At 50.6% G+C, this 24,853-nt stretch carries 18 protein-coding genes, 1 tRNA gene and 2 rRNA genes; 11 read left to right on the forward strand and 10 right to left on the reverse strand.

Annotation, left to right across the window (positions count from 1 at the left end; all coding sequences use genetic code 11):
- The first annotated feature begins 1 nt into the window (after window position 1).
- From ACLHV9_RS24220 to ACLHV9_RS24230, 3 genes are all read left to right on the forward strand, one after another.
- A complete protein-coding gene (locus tag ACLHV9_RS24220) occupies window positions 2-286 on the forward strand; it encodes a hypothetical protein (protein ID WP_028018149.1) in 285 nt (94 codons plus the stop codon).
- Window positions 287-355: 69 nt separating this feature from the next.
- Window positions 356-1,630, forward strand: a complete 1,275-nt coding sequence (locus tag ACLHV9_RS24225) for an HlyD family secretion protein (protein WP_108091218.1) — start codon at window positions 356-358, stop codon at window positions 1,628-1,630.
- The gene (locus ACLHV9_RS24230; protein WP_407221151.1) at window positions 1,623-3,740 is read left to right on the forward strand and encodes a peptidase domain-containing ABC transporter; all 2,118 of its coding nucleotides are present in this window, start codon (window positions 1,623-1,625) and stop codon (window positions 3,738-3,740) included. The genes ACLHV9_RS24225 and ACLHV9_RS24230 overlap by 8 nt, the downstream gene beginning before the upstream one ends.
- Before the next feature lie 158 nt (window positions 3,741-3,898).
- Here the strand turns inward: ACLHV9_RS24230 and typA are convergent, their stop codons facing one another.
- Window positions 3,899-5,722: a ribosome-dependent GTPase TypA gene (gene typA / locus ACLHV9_RS24235; protein ID WP_023331638.1), complete on the reverse strand. Its 1,824-nt coding sequence runs from the start codon at window positions 5,720-5,722 to the stop codon at window positions 3,899-3,901.
- Window positions 5,723-6,100: 378 nt separating this feature from the next.
- On the opposite strand from typA, the gene glnA reads away from it, so the two are divergent.
- The 4 genes from glnA to ACLHV9_RS24255 all read left to right on the forward strand — a co-directional run bounded on the left by glnA (window position 6,101) and on the right by ACLHV9_RS24255 (window position 10,374).
- On the forward strand, window positions 6,101-7,510 hold the full coding sequence (glnA, locus tag ACLHV9_RS24240; RefSeq protein WP_008501856.1) for a glutamate--ammonia ligase: 1,410 nt from the start codon (window positions 6,101-6,103) through the stop codon (window positions 7,508-7,510).
- 170 nt (window positions 7,511-7,680) lie between these two features.
- A complete protein-coding gene (gene glnL, locus ACLHV9_RS24245) occupies window positions 7,681-8,730 on the forward strand; it encodes a nitrogen regulation protein NR(II) (RefSeq protein ID WP_028018152.1) in 1,050 nt (349 codons plus the stop codon).
- A gap of 11 nt (window positions 8,731-8,741) precedes the next feature.
- A complete protein-coding gene (glnG, locus tag ACLHV9_RS24250) occupies window positions 8,742-10,154 on the forward strand; it encodes a nitrogen regulation protein NR(I) (protein WP_020883985.1) in 1,413 nt (470 codons plus the stop codon).
- A gap of 109 nt (window positions 10,155-10,263) precedes the next feature.
- Window positions 10,264-10,374: a YshB family small membrane protein gene (locus ACLHV9_RS24255; RefSeq protein WP_125358805.1), complete on the forward strand. Its 111-nt coding sequence runs from the start codon at window positions 10,264-10,266 to the stop codon at window positions 10,372-10,374.
- 73 nt (window positions 10,375-10,447) lie between these two features.
- On the opposite strand, the gene hemN is transcribed toward ACLHV9_RS24255, so the two are convergent.
- The gene (gene hemN / locus ACLHV9_RS24260; protein WP_407221152.1) at window positions 10,448-11,821 is read right to left on the reverse strand and encodes an oxygen-independent coproporphyrinogen III oxidase; all 1,374 of its coding nucleotides are present in this window, start codon (window positions 11,819-11,821) and stop codon (window positions 10,448-10,450) included.
- Window positions 11,822-12,009: 188 nt separating this feature from the next.
- Entirely contained in the window at window positions 12,010-12,522 is a 513-nt protein-coding gene (yihI, locus tag ACLHV9_RS24265) for a Der GTPase-activating protein YihI (RefSeq protein WP_028018154.1), read from the reverse strand.
- 577 nt (window positions 12,523-13,099) lie between these two features.
- On the opposite strand from yihI, the gene yihA reads away from it, so the two are divergent.
- A complete protein-coding gene (gene yihA, locus ACLHV9_RS24270; protein ID WP_407221153.1) occupies window positions 13,100-13,729 on the forward strand; it encodes a ribosome biogenesis GTP-binding protein YihA/YsxC in 630 nt (209 codons plus the stop codon).
- A 310-nt stretch (window positions 13,730-14,039) separates the two neighbouring features.
- Here yihA and polA read toward each other — a convergent pair whose 3' ends face one another.
- The gene (gene polA / locus ACLHV9_RS24275) at window positions 14,040-16,820 is read right to left on the reverse strand and encodes a DNA polymerase I (RefSeq protein WP_407221154.1); all 2,781 of its coding nucleotides are present in this window, start codon (window positions 16,818-16,820) and stop codon (window positions 14,040-14,042) included.
- A 440-nt stretch (window positions 16,821-17,260) separates the two neighbouring features.
- Here polA and ACLHV9_RS24280 point away from each other — a divergent pair, with 440 nt between their 5' ends.
- Window positions 17,261-18,169: an acyltransferase gene (locus ACLHV9_RS24280; RefSeq protein ID WP_407221155.1), complete on the forward strand. Its 909-nt coding sequence runs from the start codon at window positions 17,261-17,263 to the stop codon at window positions 18,167-18,169.
- Window positions 18,170-18,192: 23 nt separating this feature from the next.
- On the opposite strand, the gene dsbA is transcribed toward ACLHV9_RS24280, so the two are convergent.
- From dsbA to ACLHV9_RS24295, 3 genes are all read right to left on the reverse strand, one after another.
- Window positions 18,193-18,816, reverse strand: a complete 624-nt coding sequence (dsbA, locus tag ACLHV9_RS24285; RefSeq protein WP_028018158.1) for a thiol:disulfide interchange protein DsbA — start codon at window positions 18,814-18,816, stop codon at window positions 18,193-18,195.
- Between the two features lie 27 nt (window positions 18,817-18,843).
- On the reverse strand, window positions 18,844-19,830 hold the full coding sequence (locus ACLHV9_RS24290; protein ID WP_028018159.1) for a serine/threonine protein kinase: 987 nt from the start codon (window positions 19,828-19,830) through the stop codon (window positions 18,844-18,846).
- Window positions 19,831-19,905: 75 nt separating this feature from the next.
- Entirely contained in the window at window positions 19,906-20,175 is a 270-nt protein-coding gene (locus ACLHV9_RS24295; protein ID WP_214600573.1) for a YihD family protein, read from the reverse strand.
- A gap of 68 nt (window positions 20,176-20,243) precedes the next feature.
- Here ACLHV9_RS24295 and mobA point away from each other — a divergent pair, with 68 nt between their 5' ends.
- Both mobA and mobB read left to right on the forward strand, forming a co-directional pair.
- Window positions 20,244-20,825 carry a molybdenum cofactor guanylyltransferase MobA gene (gene mobA / locus ACLHV9_RS24300; protein ID WP_108091223.1) on the forward strand — a complete coding sequence of 194 codons (582 nt, stop codon included), beginning with the start codon at window positions 20,244-20,246 and terminating at the stop codon, window positions 20,823-20,825.
- Entirely contained in the window at window positions 20,825-21,328 is a 504-nt protein-coding gene (gene mobB / locus ACLHV9_RS24305) for a molybdopterin-guanine dinucleotide biosynthesis protein MobB (protein WP_407221200.1), read from the forward strand. The genes mobA and mobB overlap by 1 nt, the downstream gene beginning before the upstream one ends.
- An 86-nt stretch (window positions 21,329-21,414) precedes the next feature.
- On the opposite strand, the gene rrf is transcribed toward mobB, so the two are convergent.
- The 3 genes from rrf to ACLHV9_RS24320 form a co-directional block, all read right to left on the reverse strand.
- A 5S ribosomal RNA gene (rrf, locus tag ACLHV9_RS24310) occupies window positions 21,415-21,532 on the reverse strand.
- A gap of 73 nt (window positions 21,533-21,605) precedes the next feature.
- Window positions 21,606-24,510 (reverse strand): 23S ribosomal RNA (locus ACLHV9_RS24315).
- A gap of 192 nt (window positions 24,511-24,702) precedes the next feature.
- Window positions 24,703-24,778 (reverse strand) — tRNA-Glu (locus tag ACLHV9_RS24320).
- Between the last annotated feature and the right edge of the window lie 75 nt (window positions 24,779-24,853).

Raw genomic sequence — 24,853 nt, forward strand, 5'->3', positions numbered from 1 at the left:
AATGCGTGAACTCAATGAAAATGAATTAAGCAATGTAAGCGGTGCAGGAATGTGGGGTTCTATCGGTAGTGCGATTGGTGGGATGTTCGGTGGTGGTAGTGCTGGTTGTAACGGCAGCTATTCCCACACCAGTACCACCAACAAGGATGGTTCTCACTCTGAAAGCACCTCCTTTAGCGGCGGTTGCTCAGTTAACGTTGGTGGTAAAAGCGGTGGTTCGTCAAAAGGTAATGGAGGTTCGAAAAATGGCGGTGGCCGCCAGGGTAATGATCACGGCAGACATTAATTCCTGAATCGTTATCACTCATAGCCGCTGATATTGAGCGGCTATTTCCACAGCCGTAAGAGGCCAGATATGTTTCGCAAGGAAGCTATTGAATATCAGAGTACCCGATGGGAAGGAAAGGCCGTACTTCTCCCAGGGATACCTTTTGCTTTTATCGTATTGCTCAGCCTGTTTTTTATTGCCTCTATTTCTATTTTTATTGCCAAAGGTTCCTATACCCGGCGCGTCATTGTTCACGGTGAGATAACGACTTTCCCCGGTGCAGTGAATATCTCTGCATCAATGCAGGGTACGGTAGTGAAGAGTTTTGTTAGCGAAGGCGATCGTATAAAAAAAGGTGACGCACTCTTCCTCATTCATTCAGGTGTATCGACGCAATCAGGTCTGGTTGATGAGAACAAAAAAAAGGAGATCACGCTACAGATAAACAGTATCAATGTAATGATGGCAAATTTTATCTCTTCGAAAAAACGTACGCTCAACGCACTGATAATTCAGAAAGTACATTATCAGTCCAGTTTTAACACCTCATCTGAATTGCTTGTGCAGGCTGAGCGGGAACTGCATCAGATTGAGAAAAACGTTAACGATTACCGCAGTTATCAGGAAAAAGGTCTGGTCACGAAAGACCAGATGAGCAGCCAAAACGCACTACTCTATCAACAGCAGAGCAATGTTTCTGACCTGGTCGCCAGAAAATCACAGGACCAGGTTCAGGTAGATATGCTCAATCAGCAGATCCAGTCCCAGGGAGCTGATTATGACCACCAGATTTATCAGCTTGAGCAACAAAAGTATGAGCTGGAAAAAGAAAAGTTAAACACAGAAGCAGAAGGAAATTATGTCATCGAGGCGACAGCCGATGGCTTAATCGACTCCATCAATACGACGCAAGGTAAGATGATCGGCTCCGGCGATGTACTCGCGCGTGTTCAGCAGAATATACATTCGCCATGCTATATCGAAACCTGGGTTCCGGATGAAGTTCTCCCCTATCTTGCGATTGGCCAGCGCGTTAATGTCAGTTACGACGCCTTTCCTTATGAGAAATTTGGTCAGTTCAGGGCATCAATATCAGCAATATCCAGGGTTCCGGCATCGAAACCTGAACTCCTGTCAAAGCAGACCATTGCACACGAATTCTATGACGATAAAAAATCCTGGTACAAAATCATGATCAAACCTGACCTACAGTCTGTGCAGGTTCATGGAAAGCAACTCTCACTGAGCCAGGGAGCAAAAGCGCAGATTTCTCTTTTCCTTGAAAAGAGACGTATCTACGAATGGTTATTATCGCCATTTTACGAAATGAAAATGAGCGTAACGGATGCGGGAAATGAATAATTTTTATACCCCTGAGACGCTGATGCGCAAACTTGATTTGAGGTTATTTAAACGCATCCCGGTTGTATTTCAAACTGAAGCATCCGAATGTGGCCTGGCCTGTCTTTCAATGATATGCAGTTTTTATGGCAAGCAGGTTGACCTTCTACAACTCCGGCAACAATTCAATTTGTCATCGCGTGGGGTCAACCTCAATGCGATAAAAGCAATTGCCAGTGAACTGGAGATGTCGTCACGCGCATTGTCCGTGGAGCTTCAGGAATTACGTGATGTGCGTAAGCCCTGCATTTTGCACTGGGATTTTAACCATTTTGTCGTACTGATTAAGGTCGATAAGAACAGCGTGGTGATCCACGATCCTGCGTTTGGACGACGGGTAATTAGCATGCCCGAATTGTCCAGGCATTTTACCGGTGTCGTGCTTGAGGTATGGCCGGGAACGGCCTTCTCAGGTCAAAAGAAGCAAAAGAGGTTAAAAACCGCCACGTTATTAAAGAATATCAATGGTCTGACGGCATCACTGACAAAGATATTTTTCTTATCGCTGGTGATTGAGTTGATCAGCCTGCTGTTGCCAGTGGGTACACAATTAGTCACGGATAATGTCATTGCATCCGGAGATTACGGTTTACTCAATCTCATCTGTCTTGGGCTGTTCATTCTGATTCTGTTGCGTTTGGCGGTCAGTGTCATACGCTCCTGGACCACGCTGATACTGGGAACACTCATCGACGTCCAGTGGAGCTTTAGCCTCTTTTCGCACCTTATTAAGCTACCGACGACCTATTTTGAAAGGCGCAAACTGGGGGATATTCAGTCTCGTTTCCACTCACTTGATGTTATACGCGCCACATTTACCACCGGTTTGACTGGTAGCATTATTGATACGCTAATGCTCATGGGTTTGCTGATAATGATGTTTTTATACAACCTGCAACTCAGCATGATCGTGGTCTCTTTTACCGCAATATATACCTTCATTCGGTTTGCAACCTATCGATACTACCGCCAGTTATCCGAAGAAGAATTAATCAAGGAGGCACGTCTTAATTCTTATTTTATGGAAACCCTGTACGGTATTGCGACGATTAAGATTCAGGGGATGACTGACCTGAGAATCAATAATTGGTTTAACCTTTTTTCAGATAGGGTCAATACTGGTATTCGTTTGACGCGAATGGATCTTTTCTTTGGTGGCGTTGTATCTTTTATCGCCGCCTGCGACCAAATTGTTATCCTGTGGGTAAGCGGCAGACTGATGATTGATAGTCATTTAACCATCGGCATGTTTATCGCGTTTAACACCTTCAGGAGCCAGTTCTATGATCGAATAAATACCCTCATCAACTTTATCATTCAGCTGAACATCATCAACTTACATAATGAACGCGTTGCCGATATTGCGCTACAGGAAGCAACGTCTTTAACGGCCACCAGCCCGCTGCGTTTACCACAGGGAGCCTTAACGCTTGAAACCCAGGATCTGGCCTACCGTTATGATAACCATGCAGACCCCATCTTCAGTAAACTGAATCTGACCATTCATGCCGGAGAGAGTATTGCTATTACGGGCGTGTCGGGTGCCGGTAAAAGCACCCTAATGAAAGTGTTATGCGGATTATTCGAACCCGCGAACGGCTGCGTCAGAATTAATGGCATTGATATTAAGCAACTTGGTTTTGAGCATTATGCTGAACGCATTGCCTGTATTATGCAGGAAGATAAGCTATTTTCGGGCTCAATCAAAGAAAACATCGCCGGTTTCCGGCCTGACATTGACGAGCAATGGATGGTGGAATGCGCCATCGCCAGCCATATTCATAATGACATTTTAAAACTACCGATGGGTTATGAGACACTGATTGGTGAACTCGGGGAAGGGTTATCCGGTGGTCAAAAACAGCGGCTTTATATTGCCAGGGCATTATACCGCAAACCGGGTATTCTATTCATGGACGAGGCGACCAGCCACCTGGATAAAACCAGTGAGAGCCAGGTCAATCAGTCTATACAAGCGATGAATATTACCAGGATCATTATCGCACATCGCGAAACCACGATTTCATCGGCAGACCGGGTGTTCGTGATAAATGGAGAAGAGCTACCCTAATCTGTTGAATTTCGCGGAACAGAGATTGACTCAGCACATGTCAATTCCGGGTAATAAAGGAAGTCCTGGTCATTATCAAATAAAAAGCCGCTGAATGCTCAGCGGCTTTTTACGTTCCGGGTAATGAGAACGCTTACCCGGCCTACGGCATAACCGTATTAGTCTTCTTTCGCACCGCGCATAGCACGTTTACGATCGTTCTCGGTCAGGTGACGTTTACGGATACGAATTGACTGTGGAGTCACTTCTACCAGTTCGTCGTCATCGATGAATTCCAGAGCCTGCTCCAGAGTCATCTTGATCGGTGGAACCAGAACCGTTGCTTCGTCAGTACCGGACGCACGCATGTTGGTCAGTTTCTTACCGGTCAGGCAGTTTACAGTCAGGTCGTTAGAACGACTGTGAATACCGATGATCTGGCCTTCATAAACTTCAGCACCGTGACCCAGGAACAGCTTACCGCGATCCTGCAGACCGAACAGCGCAAACGCAACCGCTTTACCCTGACCGTTGGAGATCAGCACGCCGTTGTTACGCTGGCCAACTTCGCCCGGACGAACATCGTCGTAGTGGCTGAAGGTGGAGTACAGCAGACCAGTACCGGAAGTCATGGTCATGAATTCAGAACGGAAGCCGATCAGACCACGGCTTGGGATCACGTAGTCAAGACGTACGCGGCCTTTGCCATCTGGATTCATGTTTTTCAGGTCGCCTTTACGCTCACCCAGAGCCTGCATCACAGAACCCTGGTGCTGCTCTTCAACGTCCAGTGTCACGTTTTCGAACGGCTCTTGTTTACGGCCGTCGATTTCGCGGAAGATAACTTTCGGACGGGAAACCGCCATTTCGAAACCTTCACGACGCATGTTTTCGATCAGAACAGACAGGTGCAGCTCACCACGACCTGAAACGCGGAATGCGTCAGCGTCTTCGGTTTCTTCAACGCGCAGCGCAACGTTGTGCACCAGCTCTTTGTTCAGGCGGTCAAGGATCTGACGAGAGGTAACAAATTTACCTTCTTTACCGCAGAACGGAGAGGTGTTGACGTTGAAGAACATGGATACGGTTGGTTCATCAACGGACAGGGCTGGCAGCGCTTCGACGTTCTGCGGGTCGCAGATGGTGTCGGAGATGTTCAGTTCACCCAGACCGGTGATGGCGATGATGTCGCCCGCTTCCGCGATGTCGCTCTCGATACGCTCAAGGCCCAGGTGAGTCAGTACTTTACCGACTTTACCGTTACGGGTTTTGCCTTCGCTATCAATGATAGTGACCTGCTGGTTAGGCTTCACTTTACCGCGCTTGATACGACCAATGCCGATTACACCAACATAGTTGTTGTAGTCGAGCTGAGAGATCTGCATCTGCAGGGTGCCGTCGAGATCGACGTTTGGCGCAGGAACACGGTCAACAATCGCCTGGTACAGCGGGGTCATGTCTTCAGCCATGTCTTCGTGATCCAGACCCGCAATACCGTTCAGCGCAGAAGCGTAAACGATAGGGAAGTCCAGCTGCTCGTCGGTCGCGTCGAGGTTAACGAACAGGTCGAATACCTGGTCAACAACCCAGTCAGGACGCGCGCCAGGACGGTCAACTTTGTTGATAACAACGATTGGCTTCAGACCATGGGCAAATGCTTTTTTGGTCACGAAGCGCGTCTGTGGCATTGGGCCATCCATTGCGTCAACGACCAGCAGAACGGAGTCTACCATGGACATTACACGTTCAACTTCACCACCGAAGTCGGCGTGCCCTGGGGTATCAACGATGTTGATACGGTAGTCATTCCATTTAATCGCGGTGTTTTTCGCGAGGATGGTAATCCCACGCTCTTTCTCCAAATCGTTGGAGTCCATCACGCGTTCTTGGGTTTCGGCACGCGCATCAAACGTACCGGATTGCTGCAGCAGCTTGTCAACCAGGGTAGTTTTACCATGGTCAACGTGCGCGATGATGGCGATGTTACGCAAATTTTCGATCACAACTTTGCCTCAGGCATTTAGAAATAGCGCGTTATTGTACACGGATTAATCGCACTACAAAACAGGATCACAAACATCCCCCGCAAACAAGTATTGCAGAGATGCTTTGTGATCGCTTTCACGGAGCGGTAAAAGGGCACTTTAACGTAAATTGCACCAATATGGTGCTCAATGTTCACATTGAAGCACTATACTGGTGCAACAAATCCATTGTGGTGCAGCCCTTTTGCACTATGGTGCGCATGATAACGCCTTTTTGGGGTGTTTTAAAAGTTGGCACAGATTTCGCTTTATAAAAAATACATGGCACCAGCCAGTACAAACAGAAATTGAAGACCTCGTTACCACGACGACAATGACCAATCTGGAGAGTTAAGTATGTCCGCTGAACACGTTTTGACGATGCTGAACGAACATGAAGTGAAGTTTGTTGATCTGCGCTTCACCGATACCAAAGGTAAAGAACAGCACGTCACAATTCCTGCTCATCAGGTAAACGCCGAATTCTTCGAAGAAGGCAAAATGTTTGACGGCTCCTCCATTGGTGGCTGGAAAGGCATTAACGAATCCGACATGGTTCTGATGCCAGATGCGACCACTGCGGTCATTGATCCGTTCTTCGAAGAACCAACCCTGATCATCCGTTGCGACATCCTCGAGCCAGGCACGCTGCAGGGCTACGACCGCGACCCACGTTCTATCGCAAAACGCGCTGAAGAGTACCTGCGTTCTACCGGCATCGCAGACACCGTTCTGTTCGGGCCAGAGCCAGAATTCTTCCTGTTCGACGACATCCGTTTCGGTGCGTCTATTTCTGGTTCCCACGTTGCTATCGACGATATCGAAGGCGCATGGAACTCTTCCACCAAATACGAAGGTGGTAACAAAGGTCACCGTCCAGGCGTTAAAGGCGGTTACTTCCCGGTTCCTCCGGTCGACTCAGCACAGGACATTCGTTCCACCATGTGTCTGGTGATGGAAGAGATGGGCCTGGTAGTTGAAGCTCACCACCACGAAGTGGCGACTGCTGGTCAGAACGAAGTGGCTACCCGCTTCAACACCATGACCAAAAAAGCAGACGAAATTCAGATCTACAAATACGTTGTGCACAACGTTGCGCACCGTTTCGGTAAAACCGCTACCTTCATGCCAAAACCTATGTTTGGCGACAACGGTTCCGGTATGCACTGCCACATGTCTCTGTCCAAGAATGGTACCAACCTGTTCTCTGGTGACAAATATGCTGGTCTGTCTGAGCAGGCGCTGTATTACATCGGCGGCGTAATCAAACACGCTAAAGCGATCAACGCCCTGGCTAACCCAACCACTAACTCCTACAAGCGTCTGGTCCCGGGCTACGAAGCACCAGTAATGCTGGCCTACTCTGCGCGTAACCGTTCTGCTTCTATCCGTATCCCGGTTGTTGCTTCTCCTAAAGCGCGTCGTATCGAAGTGCGCTTCCCGGACCCAGCGGCTAACCCATACCTGTGCTTCGCAGCACTGCTGATGGCTGGTCTGGATGGTATCAAGAACAAGATCCACCCAGGCGAAGCAATGGACAAAAACCTGTACGACCTGCCGCCAGAAGAAGCGAAAGAGATCCCACAGGTTGCTGGTTCTCTGGAAGAAGCCCTGCAGGCGCTGGACGCAGACCGCGAGTTCCTGACTGCAGGTGGCGTATTCACTGACGACGCTATCGATGCTTACATCGCCCTGCGTACTGAAGAGAACGACCGCGTGCGTATGACTCCGCATCCGGTAGAGTTCGAGCTGTACTACAGCGTTTAATTAAGTTGTTTTACCCGGCGTCACAAACGCCGGGGGTAGTTGCCGTGGAAACTTTTAGCCCATCTCCGGATGGGCTTTTTTCTCCACCAACAACCTGATCTCGCGCGCTTTTTACGACGAAAAAGCTATACTGCACTAAATTAGTGCAAACAACTCCAGGAGACTGCTGAATGGCAACTGGCACGCTGCCCGATGCTGGGCAGATCCTCAATTCTTTGATTAACAGTATCTTGCTGGTCGACGACGAGCTGGCCGTACATTATGCCAACCCGGCGGCACAGCAGCTGCTCGCCCAAAGCGCACGTAAACTGTTTGGCACCCCGCTTCCGGAATTACTGAGTTATTTTTCGCTGAATATTGGCCTGATGCAGGAAAGTTTGCAGGCCGGTCAAGGATTCACGGATAACGAAGTCACGCTGGTTATCGACGGGCGCTCGCATATTCTGTCACTGACTGCCCAACGCCTTCCTGAAGGACTGATCCTGCTGGAAATGGCGCCAATGGATAATCAGCGCCGACTGAGCCAGGAGCAGCTTCAGCATGCCCAGCAAATTGCCGCCCGCGACTTGGTGCGAGGTCTGGCGCATGAAATCAAAAACCCGCTGGGTGGGTTACGCGGCGCAGCACAACTCCTGACAAAGGCGTTGCCCGACCCCGCGCTGGCGGAGTACACCAACGTCATCATCGAACAGGCAGACCGCCTGCGCAATCTGGTTGACCGTCTTCTCGGGCCACAGCAACCGGGTATGCACGTATCAGAAAGTATTCATAAAGTGGCTGAGCGGGTGGTGAAACTGGTTTCGATGGAATTACCAGAAAACGTCACGCTGGTGCGTGATTACGACCCAAGCCTGCCAGAACTGGCACATGACCCGGATCAGATTGAGCAGGTACTGTTGAATATCGTACGCAATGCCCTGCAGGCTCTGGGGCCTGAAGGGGGAGAGATTATTTTACGTACCCGCACCGCCTTCCAGCTCACGTTACACGGCGTACGCTATCGACTGGCAGCACGAATCGACGTTGAGGATAACGGACCTGGTATTCCATCGCATCTACAGGACACCCTGTTCTACCCGATGGTAAGTGGTCGCGAAGGCGGGACTGGCCTGGGCTTATCCATTGCACGCAGTTTGATCGATCAACACTCTGGAAAAATTGAATTTAACAGTTGGCCGGGACACACCGAGTTTTCGGTTTTCCTGCCGATTAAAAAATAAAGGTGACGTTTATGCAACGAGGGATAGTCTGGGTAGTCGATGACGATAGCTCCATCCGTTGGGTGCTTGAACGCGCGCTCACAGGGGCAGGATTAAGCTGCACGACGTTTGAGAGCGGCAGCGAAGTGCTCGACGCACTCACCACCAAAACGCCCGATGTTCTGCTCTCAGATATTCGCATGCCGGGAATGGACGGGCTGGCGCTTTTAAAACAGATCAAACAACGCCACCCTATGCTTCCGGTCATCATAATGACGGCGCACTCCGATCTTGATGCCGCAGTGAGCGCCTATCAGCAAGGGGCGTTCGATTACCTGCCAAAACCGTTTGATATCGACGAAGCGGTAGCGCTGGTTGAGCGTGCGATTAGCCACTATCAGGAACAGCAACAGCCTCGCCACACACCCGATTTTGGGCCAACAACTGACATTATCGGCGAAGCGCCGGCGATGCAGGATGTGTTTCGTATTATTGGCCGTTTGTCCCGCTCGTCCATCAGCGTATTAATTAACGGCGAATCGGGAACCGGTAAAGAGCTCGTGGCGCATGCATTACATCGCCACAGCCCGCGGGCAAAAGCCCCGTTTATCGCCCTGAATATGGCAGCAATCCCGAAGGATTTGATTGAATCCGAACTGTTCGGCCACGAAAAAGGGGCATTTACCGGCGCGAACACAATTCGTCAGGGGCGCTTTGAACAAGCTGACGGTGGAACACTGTTCCTGGATGAGATCGGCGATATGCCGCTGGATGTCCAGACCCGCCTGCTGCGCGTACTGGCCGACGGGCAGTTTTATCGCGTGGGTGGCTATGCGCCGGTGAAGGTGGACGTGCGCATTATCGCCGCGACTCACCAGAACCTGGAGCAACGCGTGCAGGAAGGAAAATTCCGTGAGGACTTATTCCATCGCCTGAACGTCATTCGCGTCCATTTGCCACCGCTGCGTGAACGCCGGGAAGATATTCCTCGCCTGGCACGTCACTTCCTGCAGGTGGCAGCTCGGGAACTGGGTGTGGAAGCAAAGCAGCTTCATCCAGAAACCGACGCAGCCCTCACGCGTCTCGCGTGGCCAGGTAACGTGCGCCAGCTGGAAAACACCTGCCGCTGGTTAACCGTGATGGCTGCCGGGCAGGAAGTGCTGATTCAGGATTTACCGGCCGAGCTGTTTGAAGCAACCGCACCAGAGAGCAGTACCGGGCACGCACTGCCGGACAGCTGGGCGACGCTGCTGGCGCAGTGGGCCGACCGCGCACTGCGTTCCGGTCATCAAAACTTACTCTCAGAGGCTCAGCCAGAGATGGAACGTACGTTATTGACCACTGCGCTCCGCCATACACAAGGGCATAAGCAGGAAGCCGCTCGCCTGTTGGGATGGGGACGTAATACCCTGACGCGCAAGCTGAAAGAGCTGGGAATGGAGTAATATCCGCTCTTGTGTAAAGGTTATTAATTGAGCGCAAATTGCCGTTATTTTGCGCTTTACTGTTTCGATGAGTTTTGTATGATCGTGCCCGGAAATTGGGGAGACCATCATGCTGGAATCATTAGTGAATTTGCTCTCTAGCGGTGCAGCCGAAAGCCATACACCGCAAACAGCCGTTGCGGCGGTGCTGTGCGCGGCGCTGGTTGGGCTGTTTAGCTAGCGGGTTTGAACGTAAAAGCCGGGTGGCAGCTTCGCCTTACCCGGCCTACGTTTCGTACTTTTGGCTATGCGCCTTAAATCACTCGCGAGAACTGCTGCATACGCGCTTTCTGACGCAGATACGCGTCAAAGCACATGCAAATATTACGGATCAACAGACGCCCTTTCGGCGTGACCTCAATCATACTCTCCGATACATCCACCAGCCCATCTTTCGCCAGCGGGGCAATCAGCTTCAGGTCTTCCGCAAAATAATCGCTGAAGTTCAGCTCCCACTGCGCTTCCACGTCGCTGAAATCGAGACGGAAGTTGCAGATAAGCGCCTTAATGACATCACGGCGAATACAGTCGTCGCGCGTTAACGCAATGCCGCGCCACAGCGCGTTGCCGGTGTCATCAACCTGCTGGTAGTACGCCTTCAGCTCTTTCTGGTTTTGTGCATAGCAGTCGCCAATCATGCTAATGGCAGAGACGCCCATCCCCAGCAAATCGGTATCGCCCTGGGTCGTGTAGCCCTGGAAATTGCGGTGCAGGACCCCTTCGCGCTGAGCAATCGCCAGTTCGTCGTCCGGACGGGCAAAGTGATCCATGCCAATGAACTGATAACCGGTTTCGGTCAGCGAAGTAATAGTTTCTTGTAAAATATCCAGCTTCTGTTGGGCAGAAGGGAGATCGGCATCTTTAATTTTGCGCTGGGCAGCAAACAGCGTCGGCAGATGCGCATAGTTAAAGACACTCAGACGGTCCGGGCTGAGTTCGGCCACACGTTTCAGCGTGAAGGCAAAACTTTCCGGCGTCTGCTTTGGCAGGCCGTAAATCAGATCAATGTTGGTCGAGGTGAAACCAATCTCACGCGCGTGATTGAGCAAGGCGAAGATAAACTCTTCGTCCTGCTCACGGTTCACCAGACGCTGTACTTCTTTATTGAAATCTTGCACGCCCATACTCAGGCGGTTAAAACCTTCAGCGCGTAAGTGATCCAGTACATCCAGCTCAATTTCACGCGGATCGACTTCGATCGAGATTTCAGCGTCGGCGTTAAAACTGAAATTGCCGCGCAGCAGGTTCATCAGGCGGCTAATTTGCGCTTTATTAAGATAGGTTGGCGTGCCGCCGCCCCAGTGAAGCTGGCTAACGTGACGGCCAGCAAAAAGCGGTGCACGATGGACAATTTCTTGTTCGAGCGCGTCAAGATACTGATCAGCTTTATGCTGCTGGCGGGTCACAATTTTATTGCAGCCGCAGAAGTAGCAAAGCTTGTGGCAGAACGGAATATGGACGTAAAGCGACAACGGACGCTCAGGATAGCGCGCGACAGCCTGCTGGAAATCACGCTCTCCGAAGGCATCGGAGAACTCCAGCGCGGTGGGGTATGACGTATAACGCGGCCCGGAATAGTTATATTTCTGGATTAGGGCCAAATCCCAGTCGATAGTTGGTACAGACATGCTCACTCCTTCCGTTGGTGTCGCGTTCGTACACGGCGGCCCGACCTGGCCCCGTTGCGGGCCATCATTCGGGTGCGCAGCCACTTCTGTCGCCGCGACAACCGCCGTAGTTTAACGAATAACCACACCAGATAACATATAATCGGAAGGGTTATAAGCAGGACTATCGTACCTGCCGGGTGCAAATGTTAGTTTCCGCCCTTCAGAAGACGCATCATATCTTCCTGTTTCTCGTCTTCTTCATCTTCGTCATCGTCGTATGACAGGCCCAGCTTCTGCATCAGTTCATCAATGCGATCCAGTTTGGCATCCACCCATGACTGCTCTTCAGCAGTCAGGGTTTCACCCTCTTCAAGACGTTCCAGCAGCGCGTCCAGGCGCTCATCGTTCTCCAGCATATCCAGCTCAGCCTGCGGTGAAAGCATAGGTTTCTCGCTCTTTGGTTTGTGCTGCTTAGTGACCGGGGTGTCTGTCACGCCCAGTGGAATGGGAGTTTTACTGCCGATACGAGGATCTTTCTGCTGCTTACCTTTTGCAGAAGCGCCCGCAGTACCACCACCGTTTGCACGGCTACCCGCAGCATGACCGCGATGCTTTTTGTCGCGTTTACGGTCGCGCGCTTCCTGGTTCAGTTCTTCGCGCGTTTTGCGGCGTGCTTTTGCAGGGCGTTTAGCACCCGCAGCGGAGGTTGGTTTTTTCATGATGTTTTATCTTTAAGTCGTTTTCTTCAGTATAGAATTGCGGCGAAATCTAGCAGAAAGCAAGCAAAGAAAAAAGGCGACAGAGCAATCTGTCGCCTTTTTTCCTGACTCACAACCCTTAGCGGGTCAGACATTCCATGTTTGCCAACAACAAACCCTGTTTATCCCTTGGCTTATACCGTCCGTGATACGGTTCCATTTCCTGTTAAAACGCCTCCAGGCGCTGGTCATCCTGACAATCCTGCGTCTTCGCCTCCTGGCGCTCCTGACCCTAATCCTTAAGTCGATATCCTGTTGGCTTCCTCGCCCTGACGCACACTTTACCTTGTTCCGTTAAACTAACAAGCAACGAAACGGTACAAAAAGGGATTTTCAGATAATTACCTGGAAATAAGCTAATGATTTAAAACAGTTTGGCTTTTTTGACGCCTGCGATTTCTCTGAAATATCCCAAAGCATGATTAGCCGATCTCTCACAACGGCCGGGGCTTTCACCTACAGACCTATGCAATCAGAAAAGCCTTTTGCCTGCATTCGGGTATAATCCCCTTCAGATTACGATTTTGGAGACGACCACGTGACTACCTGGAACTACCAACAGACGCATTTTGTCACCAGTGCGCCCGATATTCGCCACCTTCCTTCTGATACCGGTATTGAAGTGGCATTTGCTGGCCGCTCCAATGCGGGGAAATCCAGCGCCCTGAACACGCTGACAAATCAGAAAAGCCTGGCGCGTACCTCAAAAACACCTGGCCGTACCCAGTTGATTAACCTGTTTGAAGTCGCAGAGGGCAAACGCCTGGTCGACTTACCGGGCTACGGTTACGCTCAGGTCCCCGAAGAGATGAAAATCAAGTGGCAGCGTGCGCTGGGTGAATACCTGGAAAAACGCATGTGCCTGAAAGGCCTGGTGGTGCTGATGGATATCCGTCACCCCCTGAAAGATCTGGATCAGCAGATGATCGACTGGGCTGTAGCAAGCGATATTGCCGTACTGGTACTGCTGACGAAAGCCGATAAGCTGGCAAGCGGTGCGCGCAAAGCGCAGGTGAATATGGTTCGCGAAGCGGTGCTGGCTTTCAACGGCGATGTGCAGGTTGAGCCGTTCTCCTCGCTGAAAAAGCAGGGCGTGGACAAACTGCGTCAGAAGCTCGACACCTGGTTTAGCAAGCTGGAACCCGCGACGGAAGCGGAAGAAGAGTAATACCGAGCGCGGCGATGTCCGCGTTTTTTTGCCTGATTTTTTCTTTGCCGCAATAAAAAACGCCCCAGTCATTACTGACTGGGGCGGCTAAAATATTCAGCCAAATCCGATTACGTGAAGTAAAAGGTCTGAAAGATAGAACATCTTACCTCTGTACCCTACGCCGATAACTCTACCCCTTTTTCTGCTGCAGAAAAAGCACTTTTTGTAGTTTTTTTTCATTATTTACATAGGGAATTCTAATGATCGTCACAAAACGCACTTTGTTATGTTGCTAACTTACATAAAAAGCGCGTTATTCGCAGAACCTTTAGTGAGCCTGATCCCAATTTTCACCACTTCCGACTTCCACCAGCAACGGCACGTCAAGTGTCATGCTGCTTTCCATCAGTTCGTGGATCTTCTTCGATACGGCGTCGAGGTCGTCTTTGTGCACTTCGAATACCAGTTCATCGTGAACCTGCATGATCATTTTCACGCGGGGCTTCTCTTTTTCCAGCCAGGCATCAACGGCGATCATCGCACGCTTAATGATGTCCGCCGCGGTACCTTGCATAGGGGCGTTGATTGCCGCACGTTCTGCACCCGCGCGGCGCGCGGCATTGCTGGATTTGATGTCCGGTAAGTAGAGACGGCGGCCATCCAGTGTTTCGACGTAACCTTTCTCTTTCGCCTGTGCGCGGGTACGCTCCATATATTCCAGCACGCCCGGATAACGCTCGAAGTAGAGATCCATATACTTCTGCGACTCTTTGCGTGGAATGTTGAGCTGGCGCGACAGACCAAATGCGCTCATACCGTAGATCAAACCAAAGTTGATCGCTTTGGCGCTACGGCGCTGTTCGTTGGTTACGCTATCCAGCGGCAAACCGAAGACTTCCGCCGCGGTTGCACGGTGGATATCCTTCCCTTCGGCAAAAGCGGTTAGCAAGCCTTTGTCGCGGGACAGATGCGCCATAATACGTAGCTCAATTTGCGAGTAGTCAGCAGAGACGATCAGATAGTCATCTGGAGCAATAAAAGCCTGACGGATTCGACGGCCTTCTTCATTACGTACCGGAATGTTCTGCAGGTTTGGATCGGTTGAAGAGAGTCGACCCGTCGCCGCCACAGCCTGATGATACGACGTATGCACACGGCCCGTTTTCGGGTTGATCATCAGCGGGAGCTTATCAGTGTAAGTGGACTTCAGCTTCGCGAGACCCCGATACTCCAGAATCACTTTTGGCAGGGGGTAATCCAGTGCCAGCTCTTCAAGCACCTCTTCAGACGTCGACGGTGCACCACCAGGCGTTTTCTTCAGCGGCTTGATGCCCTGCTTTTCAAACAGGATGGTTTGTAGCTGTTTCGGCGACGAGAGGTTAAACGGTTCTCCAGCAAGCTCATGCGCTTTTTGCTCAAGCTCGGTCAGACGCTGCGCGAGCTCCCCGGAGTGGTTATGCAATACGGTTGGATCGATTTTAACGCCATTGCGCTCAATACGTGAAAGCACAGGCACCAATGGCATCTCAATATGCTGAAATACGTTCAGCGGCCCTGCTTCTTTCTGAAGTTTTGGCCACATCTTCAGGTGCAATTGCAGGGTGACATCCGCGTCTTCCGCCGCATAGCGACCCGCCTCTTCGAGTGCAATCTGGTTGAAGGTAAGTTGATTTTTCCCTTTACCGGCAATCTCTTCGAAAGTGATGGTTTTATGTTTCAGCCAACGGTCTGATAAGGAATCCATATCATGGCGACCTGCAACACTGTCCAGAATGTAGGATTCCAGCATGGTGTCGAATGCAATACCGCGCAGCTCAATATCGTAGTTTTGCAGAATACCGCGATCGTACTTCAGGTTTTGCCCGACTTTGAGCGTCTTGTCGTCTTCCAGAATCGGCTTCAGCAGCTCAAGCACGCGTTCACGGGAGATCTGCGCCGGCGCATCCAGGTAATCGTGTGCAACAGGGACATAAGCCGCCATCCCCGGTTCAGTGGCAAATGACAGGCCCACCATATTGGCAGAGATGTTGTCGAGGCTGTCGGTTTCCGTGTCAAAGGCAAAGACCGGCGCTTTTTTCAGTTTCTCAATCCAGGCGATCAGCTGCGACTCTTCAAGAATCGTTTCGTAGTTTTCGAAGGACAAGGTCACGGCTTGTTCTTCAGCATCAACCACTATCGTCTCTTTCGGTTTTGCTGCTGGCTTAGCCCCTTTTGCCTGTAACCACTTGCCGCTTTCGACGTCGGTGATCCAGCGCTTGAATTCGTATTGCTTAAACAAGTTCAGCAGATCGTCAGCAGAAGGCTGCTGCACTTCCAGTTGCTCACAACCCAGTTCCAGTTCGACATCGGTTTTAATCGTTGCCAGCTTATAAGAGAGGTATGCCACCTCTTTGTTATCTTGAAGTTTTCCGGCCATGGTTTTTGCACCACGGAAGGAGAGCCCGGCGATTTTATCCGATTCCGCGTACAGCGTATCCAGCCCGCCCAACCCCTGAAGCAGCGCCTGTGCCGTTTTTTCACCGACACCAGGGACTCCTGGGATGTTATCCGACGAGTCGCCCATCAACGCGAGGAAGTCGATAATCAGCTCAGGCGGCACGCCATATTTTGTGACAACCTCTTCAGGCCCCAGAATGGTGTTGGTCATGGTGTTAATCAGGGTGATACCTGGCGTTACCAGCTGCGCCATATCTTTATCACCGGTGCTGATCAGCACCGGACGGCCCATTTTTTCAGCTTCACGCGCCAGCGTGCCGATGACGTCATCGGCTTCAACACCAGAGACCGCCAGCAGCGGCAGGCCCATCGCTTTCACCATGGCGTGCAGCGGCTCAATCTGCGCACGCAGATCGTCAGGCATTGGCGGACGGTGAGATTTGTAATGCTCAAACAACTCGTCGCGGAAAGTTTTGCCTTTGGCATCAAAGACCACCGCCGCATGGGTTGGCTGATACTGGAGTATCAGGCTGCGCAGCATGTTAAGCACGCCGTACATCGCGCCGGTAGGTTCCCCTGCGCTATTGGTCAGAGGAGGAAACGCATGATACGCCCGATACAGGTAAGAAGAGCCGTCGACGAGAATAAGAGGGTTTTCTGGGATCTGAACCATAATGTCCGTGCCTTTAATCAATTTATGGCTAAAGGATGCCACAGAAGGATGAAAACATCAGTTATTAGCGCCAGATACAGGAAAAGATTTTACGATCGTGAAGATCTCTCGCAAAAAACAAACTGTGGATAAGTTTGTGTATATTTTCACTTCATATGAATAACAGACGCAAAAAATACATACGAGATATAATTTAGATCTTAATTATCATAATGTTATTTTGTTAGATCTCATCTGTATTACCCACTGATGACAATTTAGTCTATGTGGATATAAGCCCTGATTCGTGCAGAATCGTAGCGAAATCTTCTGCAGTAGGGAAAAAGCCACCAACTCTCCGTGTGAAAGCGCCATTACTTCGTCTGTTTTCTGGTAAAATCAGCGCCCAGCGCCGAATAGCCGGTCGCTCAATTACAGCTAACTATTTGAAAAAGCTAACCATGTCGAGATTGCTCGCTGCAATAACATTACTGTTAAGCATCATTTTAACGATTCTGGTGACTATCGCCTGTTCTGTGCCAATCATTGTCGCAGGAATGATTAAACTGTTGCTGCCTGTGCCTGTGGTGTGGCGAGCCGTGTCCACATTTTGTAATTTCATGATGTATTGCTGGTGTGAAGGGCTGGCGATCCTGTTGTACCTGAATCCGCAACTGAAGTGGGATGTTGAAGGGCTAGAGAGCCTCAACAAAAAGAACTGGTACCTGCTAATTTGCAATCACCACAGTTGGGCTGACATCGTGGTGTTATGTGTGCTTTTCCGTAAGCACATCCCGATGAACAAATACTTCCTGAAACAGCAGCTCGCATGGGTTCCTTTCATCGGTCTGGCCTGCTGGGCGCTTGATATGCCGTTTATGAAACGCTACTCGCGCAGCTATTTGATCCGTCATCCGGAGCATCGCGGTAAGGACGTGGAGACCACGCGCCGTTCCTGTGAAAAGTTTCGCGCGCACCCAACAACCATCGTGAACTTTGTTGAAGGCTCCAGGTTTACTGAAGAGAAGCGTCAACAAACACGTTCTCCTTTTCAGAACCTGCTGCCGCCAAAAGCCGCAGGTATTGCGATGGCGCTCAACGTGCTGGGTGCTCAGTTCGATAAATTACTTAACGTCACCCTCTGCTACCCGGAAAACGATAAAACGCCGTTCTTCGATATGCTCAGTGGCAAGCTGACGCGCATTGTTGTACGTGTTGATCTGGTACCGATCGAGGCCGAATTACACGGTGACTACGTTAACGATAAGAATTTTAAACGTCGTTTCCAGTTATGGCTTAATACTCTCTGGAAAGAGAAAGACGAACAGATAGACAACATTAAATCTTCATACAAAAACGCCGGTCACTGACCGGCGTTTTTACATCAACAATCTTACTTCTTCTCAACCAGGTATTTCACAGTATCTGCGTACTGCTGTACGAAGATATCCATGCTGCTGGTGTCCATGCCCTGCATGTTCAGCTGATACTTGCCATTAACAAACATCGCCGGAACACCCTGAAGCTGCAGGTCGGCAGCAGCTTTTTCCTGCTGGGCCACCAGAGATTTCACGACAAAGCTGTTCCATGCCGCGTCATAGTCTTCACCTTTCACACCCGCATCAACGAATACTTTACGGATATCCGCAGTGGTCTGAACGGTCTGGGTTTTCTGTACGCCTTCAAACATTGGGGAAGTGATCTTATCTTCCACGCCCAGCGCGATAGCAACTGCCCACGCCTGAGTCAGGTCTTTACCCAATGGACCCAGGAACTCAACGTGGTACTTAGTCATTTTGGTGCCTTCTGGCAGCTTTTTCTTCACGTTATCGGAAACATGCAAGACCTGCTCGAACTGATAGCAGTGTGGGCAATAGAACGAGAAGAACTCCAGAACCTGTGGCTCGCCAGCAACAGGCTTGTCCAGCGTGATGTACTGTTTTCCGTCGGTAAACTGCGCAGCAGAAGCGCTAAATGCCAGAATCATACCTGCCAGCGCCAGCCAAATTTTTTTCATGATTAACTCTCTCCTGGGTGTGTCCAATTAATACATCGGCGTTAATTGCAGAGGGGGCTCCTGAAGAACCTTAACCTGCTCAGTAAATGTAGATATCTGGCTGCGCCAGTAATCCTCTCCGGTAAGCCACGGGAAATTTCTAGGAAACGCGGGATCATCCCAACGCCTGATTAACCATGCGAGATAATAAACAAAACGCATCGCGCGTAAAGGTTCAATCAAGACAATTTCATCTGAATTAAACGGGCTAAATTCTTCATAAGCTTCAATAATGGTTTCAAGCTGCATGCGTTGCTCGGCTTTGTCGCCATTGAGCAGCATCCACAGGTCCTGAACCGCAGGCCCCATACGCGCATCATCGAGATCGACAAACAGCGGGCCATCACGCCAGAGAATATTTCCTGCGTGACAATCACCATGCAAACGCAGGACGGAAATATCATCGCGCCAGCTGGCTTTAACTGCCCCAATAAGTTTATCGGTGGCGCTGAGGAAACTATCCTTTAACGCTGTGGGGATCAGCGCAGAGGTTTCGAATACTTCGCGAGGTTCAAGAAGGTATTCCTGAATGCCGATAATCGGACGAGCAATAAAAGATTTTTTACGTCCCGTCTGATGTATACGTCCCAGATAGCGGGCCACCCACTCCATTTGATCAATATTATCCGCTTCAAACTGGCGACCCCCCAGGCTTGGGAAGACAGCGTAGTAGAACCCTTCGTGCATAAGGAGCGTTTGGTTATTGAATTTTAGCGGGGCGGCAACAGGTACATCATCATCCAGCAGATCATGAGCAAATTGATGCTCTTCCTGAATTTGTTCTGCTGACCAACGTTTAGGGCGATAGAACTTCACGACGAAGCGCTGACGCTCCTCATCCTGAAATTGATAGACGCGGTTTTCGTAGCTATTTAACGGCGTTAGCCCGGAATCCACCCGGATACCCTGTTCAAACAGGGCATCCATAATGGTATCCGGGTGTAATGTCTGGAAAGTAAAAGCCTGGTCGTTCATCCGATCATCCGGAAATTATACGAATGATTCAGGATATCATCTTGTGGCGATTTCGGTGCCGCCGCTTACAAGCTTTTACTCTTTAATTACGCCTCTGGCGCGCAGTAATGCGGTTTTAAAATCTTCCTCATAATCTTTCTGAATACCAGGAATAACAGCATCTTTAGCTGAGTCACGCATTTTAAGATGGTAGATCAGGATATCATCAGAAAGGTCTGCCAGTTCGCCGTCAAAACCTGACTCTTTCGCCAGTTTCTGTAAAAATTGAATCAGATTCAGCTCTGGCTCTTTTTGCCAGGCTGGCTGGAGGAGTTCAATGACTTCATTAAGACGTTTACATTTCATGGTGGTGCTCCTTTCATTTAGAGTGACACGTTAGCAGGGTCAATCCCACAATAAAAGAGGCGATATTCGTGAATCTTAACCAGGAAATCACTGGGGTCGTTCTGGCGGGTGGCAGAGCGACGCGAATGGGGGGAAAAGATAAGGGGCTTCAGCTTTTGAACGGTAAACCCTTGTGGCAATGTGTCGCTGATGCGCTTAAAGGCCAGGTGACGACAATGGTCATCAGTGCTAACAGGCATATTGAGACATACCAGCGCAGCGGCTACGCCGTTTATCAGGATAACCAGGCAAATTACCCAGGACCGCTGGCTGGTATGCTTTCGGTTATGCAGCAGTCGCCCGGAGAGTGGTTTATTTTCTGTCCTTGCGATACCCCGTTGATTCCGTCCTGTCTTGTCGAGCGTCTGGTGCGACTTCGTGGTGCAGCCCCCGTGGTCTGGGTACATGACGGTGAGCGTGATCATCCTGCTATCGCGTTGATGCACAGATCATTAGTACCTGCTCTTCAGGAGTACCTGATGGCGGGAGAGCGTAGGGTGATGGTCTTTATGCGTCAGTCTGGCGGCCATTCCATTGATTTCAGTGATATGAAGTCTGCGTTTGTGAACGTGAATACAACTGAAGATTTGCAGATGATGCAGGAGAAATGATGATACCTGTTCTGGCCATTTCCGCCTGGAGTGGGACCGGGAAAACCATGCTGTTGAAAAAACTCATACCTGCCCTTTGTGTCAGAGGTATACGCCCAGGATTGATCAAGCATACCCACCATAATACGGATGTCGATAAACCAGGCAAAGACAGCTATGAGTTGCGTAAAGCGGGTGCAGCGCAAACGATGGTAGCAAGTAGTCAGCGCTGGGCGCTGATGACAGAAACACCAGATGAGGCACCGCTGGATCTCGCTTACCTCGTCAGTCGAATGGATCATTCCACGCTGGATCTGGTGCTGGTTGAGGGTTTTAAGCATGAGGCCGTGCCTAAGATCCTGCTGTTCCGAAGCGATACCGGGCATGATGTCAGCGAGTTAACGCTTGATGAGCATGTGATTGCCGTAGCCAGTGATATTGTGTTGCCGCTTGAGGTTCCGGTGCTCGATTTAAATGACGTGGATGGGATTGCGGAGTTTATTGTGGAGTGGAGTGCGATCTGACGACTTGCCGGGCGGTACTTCGCCTGTTTTTTTGCATATAAACGCAAAAAGGCCATCCTTCCGGATGGCCTCTTCACTTGTTTGATGCCTGGCAGTTCCCTACTCTCACACATGGGGAGACCCCACACTACCATCGGCGCTACGGCGTTTCACTTCTGAGTTCGGCATGGGGTCAGGTGGGACCACCGCGCTAAAGCCGCCAGGCAAATTCTGTTAAATCTGTATCAAGGCTGAAATTTGATTGTCTGTCTCTTCGCCGAAACAGCTTCGGCGTTGTAAGGTTAAGCCTCACGGTTCATTAGTATCGGTTAGCTCAACGCATCGCTGCGCTTACACACCCGACCTATCAACGTCGTAGTCTTCAACGTTCCTTCAGGACTCTCAAGGAGTCAGGGAGAACTCATCTCGGGGCAAGTTTCGTGCTTAGATGCTTTCAGCACTTATCTCTTCCGCATTTAGCTACCGGGCAATGCCATTGGCATGACAACCCGAACACCAGTGATGCGTCCACTCCGGTCCTCTCGTACTAGGAGCAGCCCCCCTCAATTCTCCAGCGCCCACGGCAGATAGGGACCGAACTGTCTCACGACGTTCTAAACCCAGCTCGCGTACCACTTTAAATGGCGAACAGCCATACCCTTGGGACCTACTTCAGCCCCAGGATGTGATGAGCCGACATCGAGGTGCCAAACACCGCCGTCGATATGAACTCTTGGGCGGTATCAGCCTGTTATCCCCGGAGTACCTTTTATCCGTTGAGCGATGGCCCTTCCATTCAGAACCACCGGATCACTATGACCTGCTTTCGCACCTGCTCGAGCCGTCACTCTCGCAGTCAAGCTAGCTTATGCCATTGCACTAACCTCCTGATGTCCGACCAGGATTAGCTAACCTTCGTGCTCCTCCGTTACTCTTTGGGAGGAGACCGCCCCAGTCAAACTACCCACCAGACACTGTCCGCAACCCGGATTACGGGTCTACGTTAGAACACCAGCCATTAAAGGGTGGTATTTCAAGGTCGGCTCCACGCAGACTGGCGTCCACGCTTCAAAGCCTCCCACCTATCCTACACATCAAGGACCAGTGTTCAGTGTCAAGCTATAGTAAAGGTTCACGGGGTCTTTCCGTCTTGCCGCGGGTACACTGCATCTTCACAGCGAGTTCAATTTCACTGAGTCTCGGGTGGAGACAGCCTGGCCATCATTACGCCATTCGTGCAGGTCGGAACTTACCCGACAAGGAATTTCGCTACCTTAGGACCGTTATAGTTACGGCCGCCGTTTACCGGGGCTTCGATCAAGAGCTTCGCGTTGCCGCTAACCCCATCAATTAACCTTCCGGCACCGGGCAGGCGTCACACCGTATACGTCCACTTTCGTGTTTGCACAGTGCTGTGTTTTTAATAAACAGTTGCAGCCAGCTGGTATCTTCGACTGATTTCAGCTCCACCCGCAGGGGCTTCACCTACATATCAGCGTGCCTTCTCCCGAAGTTACGGCACCATTTTGCCTAGTTCCTTCACCCGAGTTCTCTCAAGCGCCTTGGTATTCTCTACCTGACCACCTGTGTCGGTTTGGGGTACGATTTCGTGTTACCTGATGCTTAGAGGCTTTTCCTGGAAGCAGGGCATTTGTTACTTCAGCACCGTAGTGCCTCGTCATCACACCTCAGCGTTAATAAGGTACCGGATTTACCTGGAACCTCCGCCTACATGCTTAAACCGGGACAACCGTCGCCCGGCTAACATAGCCTTCTCCGTCCCCCCTTCGCAGTAACACCAAGTACAGGAATATTAACCTGTTTCCCATCGACTACGCCTTTCGGCCTCGCCTTAGGGGTCGACTCACCCTGCCCCGATTAACGTTGGACAGGAACCCTTGGTCTTCCGGCGTGCGGGCTTTTCACCCGCATTATCGTTACTTATGTCAGCATTCGCACTTCTGATACCTCCAGCACCCCTCACAGGACACCTTCAACGGCTTACAGAACGCTCCCCTACCCAACAACGCATAAGCGTCGCTGCCGCAGCTTCGGTGCATGGTTTAGCCCCGTTACATCTTCCGCGCAGGCCGACTCGACCAGTGAGCTATTACGCTTTCTTTAAATGATGGCTGCTTCTAAGCCAACATCCTGGCTGTCTGTGCCTTCCCACATCGTTTCCCACTTAACCATGACTTTGGGACCTTAGCTGGCGGTCTGGGTTGTTTCCTCTTCACGACGGACGTTAGCACCCGCCGTGTGTCTCCCGTGATAACATTCTTCGGTATTCGTAGTTTGCATCGGGTTGGTAAGCCGGGATGGCCCCTAGCCGAAACAGTGCTCTACCCCCGAAGATGAGTTCACGAGGCGCTACCTAAATAGCTTTCGGGGAGAACCAGCTATCTCCCGGTTTGATTGGCCTTTCACCCCCAGCCACAAGTCATCCGCTAATTTTTCAACATTAGTCGGTTCGGTCCTCCAGTTAGTGTTACCCAACCTTCAACCTGCCCATGGCTAGATCACCGGGTTTCGGGTCTATACCCTGCAACTTAACGCCCAGTTAAGACTCGGTTTCCCTTCGGCTCCCCTATACGGTTAACCTTGCTACAGAATATAAGTCGCTGACCCATTATACAAAAAGGTACGCAGTCACACCACGAAGGTGCTCCCACTGCTTGTACGTACACGGTTTCAGGTTCTTTTTCACTCCCCTCGCCGGGGTTCTTTTCGCCTTTCCCTCACGGTACTGGTTCACTATCGGTCAGTCAGGAGTATTTAGCCTTGGAGGATGGTCCCCCCATATTCAGACAGGATACCACGTGTCCCGCCCTACTCTTCGAGTTCACAACCTGTGCATTTTCGTGTACGGGACTATCACCCTGTACCGTCGGACTTTCCAGACCGTTCCACTAACACACAAGCTGATTCAGACTCTGGGCTGTTCCCCGTTCGCTCGCCGCTACTGGGGGAATCTCGGTTGATTTCTTTTCCTCGGGGTACTTAGATGTTTCAGTTCCCCCGGTTCGCCTCGTTAACCTATGTATTCAGTTAACGATAGTGCAACGAATTGCACTGGGTTTCCCCATTCGGACATCGCCGGGTCAAAGGTTCATATCACCTCGCCGGCGCTTTTCGCAGATTAGCACGTCCTTCATCGCCTCTGACTGCCAGGGCATCCACCGTGTACGCTTAGTCGCTTAACCTCACAACCCGAAGATGTTTCTTTCGATTCATCATCGACTTGCGAAAATTTGAGAGACTCGAACACACATAACATGTGTGTCGTTTCAATTTTCAGCTTGATCCAGATTTTTAAAGAGCAAATATCTCAAACATGACTCGCAAGTCAGTTTTGAGATATGACGGCAGGTGACTTTCACTCACGAACCAGCAAGTGGCGTCCCCTAGGGGATTCGAACCCCTGTTACCGCCGTGAAAGGGCGGTGTCCTGGGCCTCTAGACGAAGGGGACGTATAAGTCTCAATCGCAAGACGCCTTGCTATTTACTTTTCATCAGACAATCTGTGTGAGCACTACAAAGGCAGG

The organism is Enterobacter sp. CPE_E890 (genome assembly GCF_046521475.1).
Classification (GTDB): Bacteria; Pseudomonadota; Gammaproteobacteria; order Enterobacterales; family Enterobacteriaceae; genus Enterobacter; species Enterobacter adelaidei.

What these genes read in the sequence shown, in the direction of transcription:
- ACLHV9_RS24220 (WP_028018149.1), top strand. Translation starts at nt 2, where the DNA reads ATGCGTGAACTCAATGAAAATGAATTAAGCAATGTAAGCGGTGCAGGA.
- ACLHV9_RS24290 (WP_028018159.1), bottom strand. Translation starts at nt 19,830, where the DNA reads ATGAACGACCAGGCTTTTACTTTCCAGACATTACACCCGGATACCATT.
- dsbA (WP_028018158.1), bottom strand. Translation starts at nt 18,816, where the DNA reads ATGAAAAAAATTTGGCTGGCGCTGGCAGGTATGATTCTGGCATTTAGC.
- hemN (WP_407221152.1), bottom strand. Translation starts at nt 11,821, where the DNA reads ATGTCTGTACCAACTATCGACTGGGATTTGGCCCTAATCCAGAAATAT.
- yihI (WP_028018154.1), bottom strand. Translation starts at nt 12,522, where the DNA reads ATGAAAAAACCAACCTCCGCTGCGGGTGCTAAACGCCCTGCAAAAGCA.
- glnA (WP_008501856.1), top strand. Translation starts at nt 6,101, where the DNA reads ATGTCCGCTGAACACGTTTTGACGATGCTGAACGAACATGAAGTGAAG.
- ACLHV9_RS24230 (WP_407221151.1), top strand. Translation starts at nt 1,623, where the DNA reads ATGAATAATTTTTATACCCCTGAGACGCTGATGCGCAAACTTGATTTG.
- glnG (WP_020883985.1), top strand. Translation starts at nt 8,742, where the DNA reads ATGCAACGAGGGATAGTCTGGGTAGTCGATGACGATAGCTCCATCCGT.
- ACLHV9_RS24225 (WP_108091218.1), top strand. Translation starts at nt 356, where the DNA reads ATGTTTCGCAAGGAAGCTATTGAATATCAGAGTACCCGATGGGAAGGA.
- ACLHV9_RS24255 (WP_125358805.1), top strand. Translation starts at nt 10,264, where the DNA reads ATGCTGGAATCATTAGTGAATTTGCTCTCTAGCGGTGCAGCCGAAAGC.
- ACLHV9_RS24295 (WP_214600573.1), bottom strand. Translation starts at nt 20,175, where the DNA reads ATGAAATGTAAACGTCTTAATGAAGTCATTGAACTCCTCCAGCCAGCC.
- glnL (WP_028018152.1), top strand. Translation starts at nt 7,681, where the DNA reads ATGGCAACTGGCACGCTGCCCGATGCTGGGCAGATCCTCAATTCTTTG.
- ACLHV9_RS24280 (WP_407221155.1), top strand. Translation starts at nt 17,261, where the DNA reads ATGTCGAGATTGCTCGCTGCAATAACATTACTGTTAAGCATCATTTTA.
- polA (WP_407221154.1), bottom strand. Translation starts at nt 16,820, where the DNA reads ATGGTTCAGATCCCAGAAAACCCTCTTATTCTCGTCGACGGCTCTTCT.
- mobB (WP_407221200.1), top strand. Translation starts at nt 20,825, where the DNA reads ATGATACCTGTTCTGGCCATTTCCGCCTGGAGTGGGACCGGGAAAACC.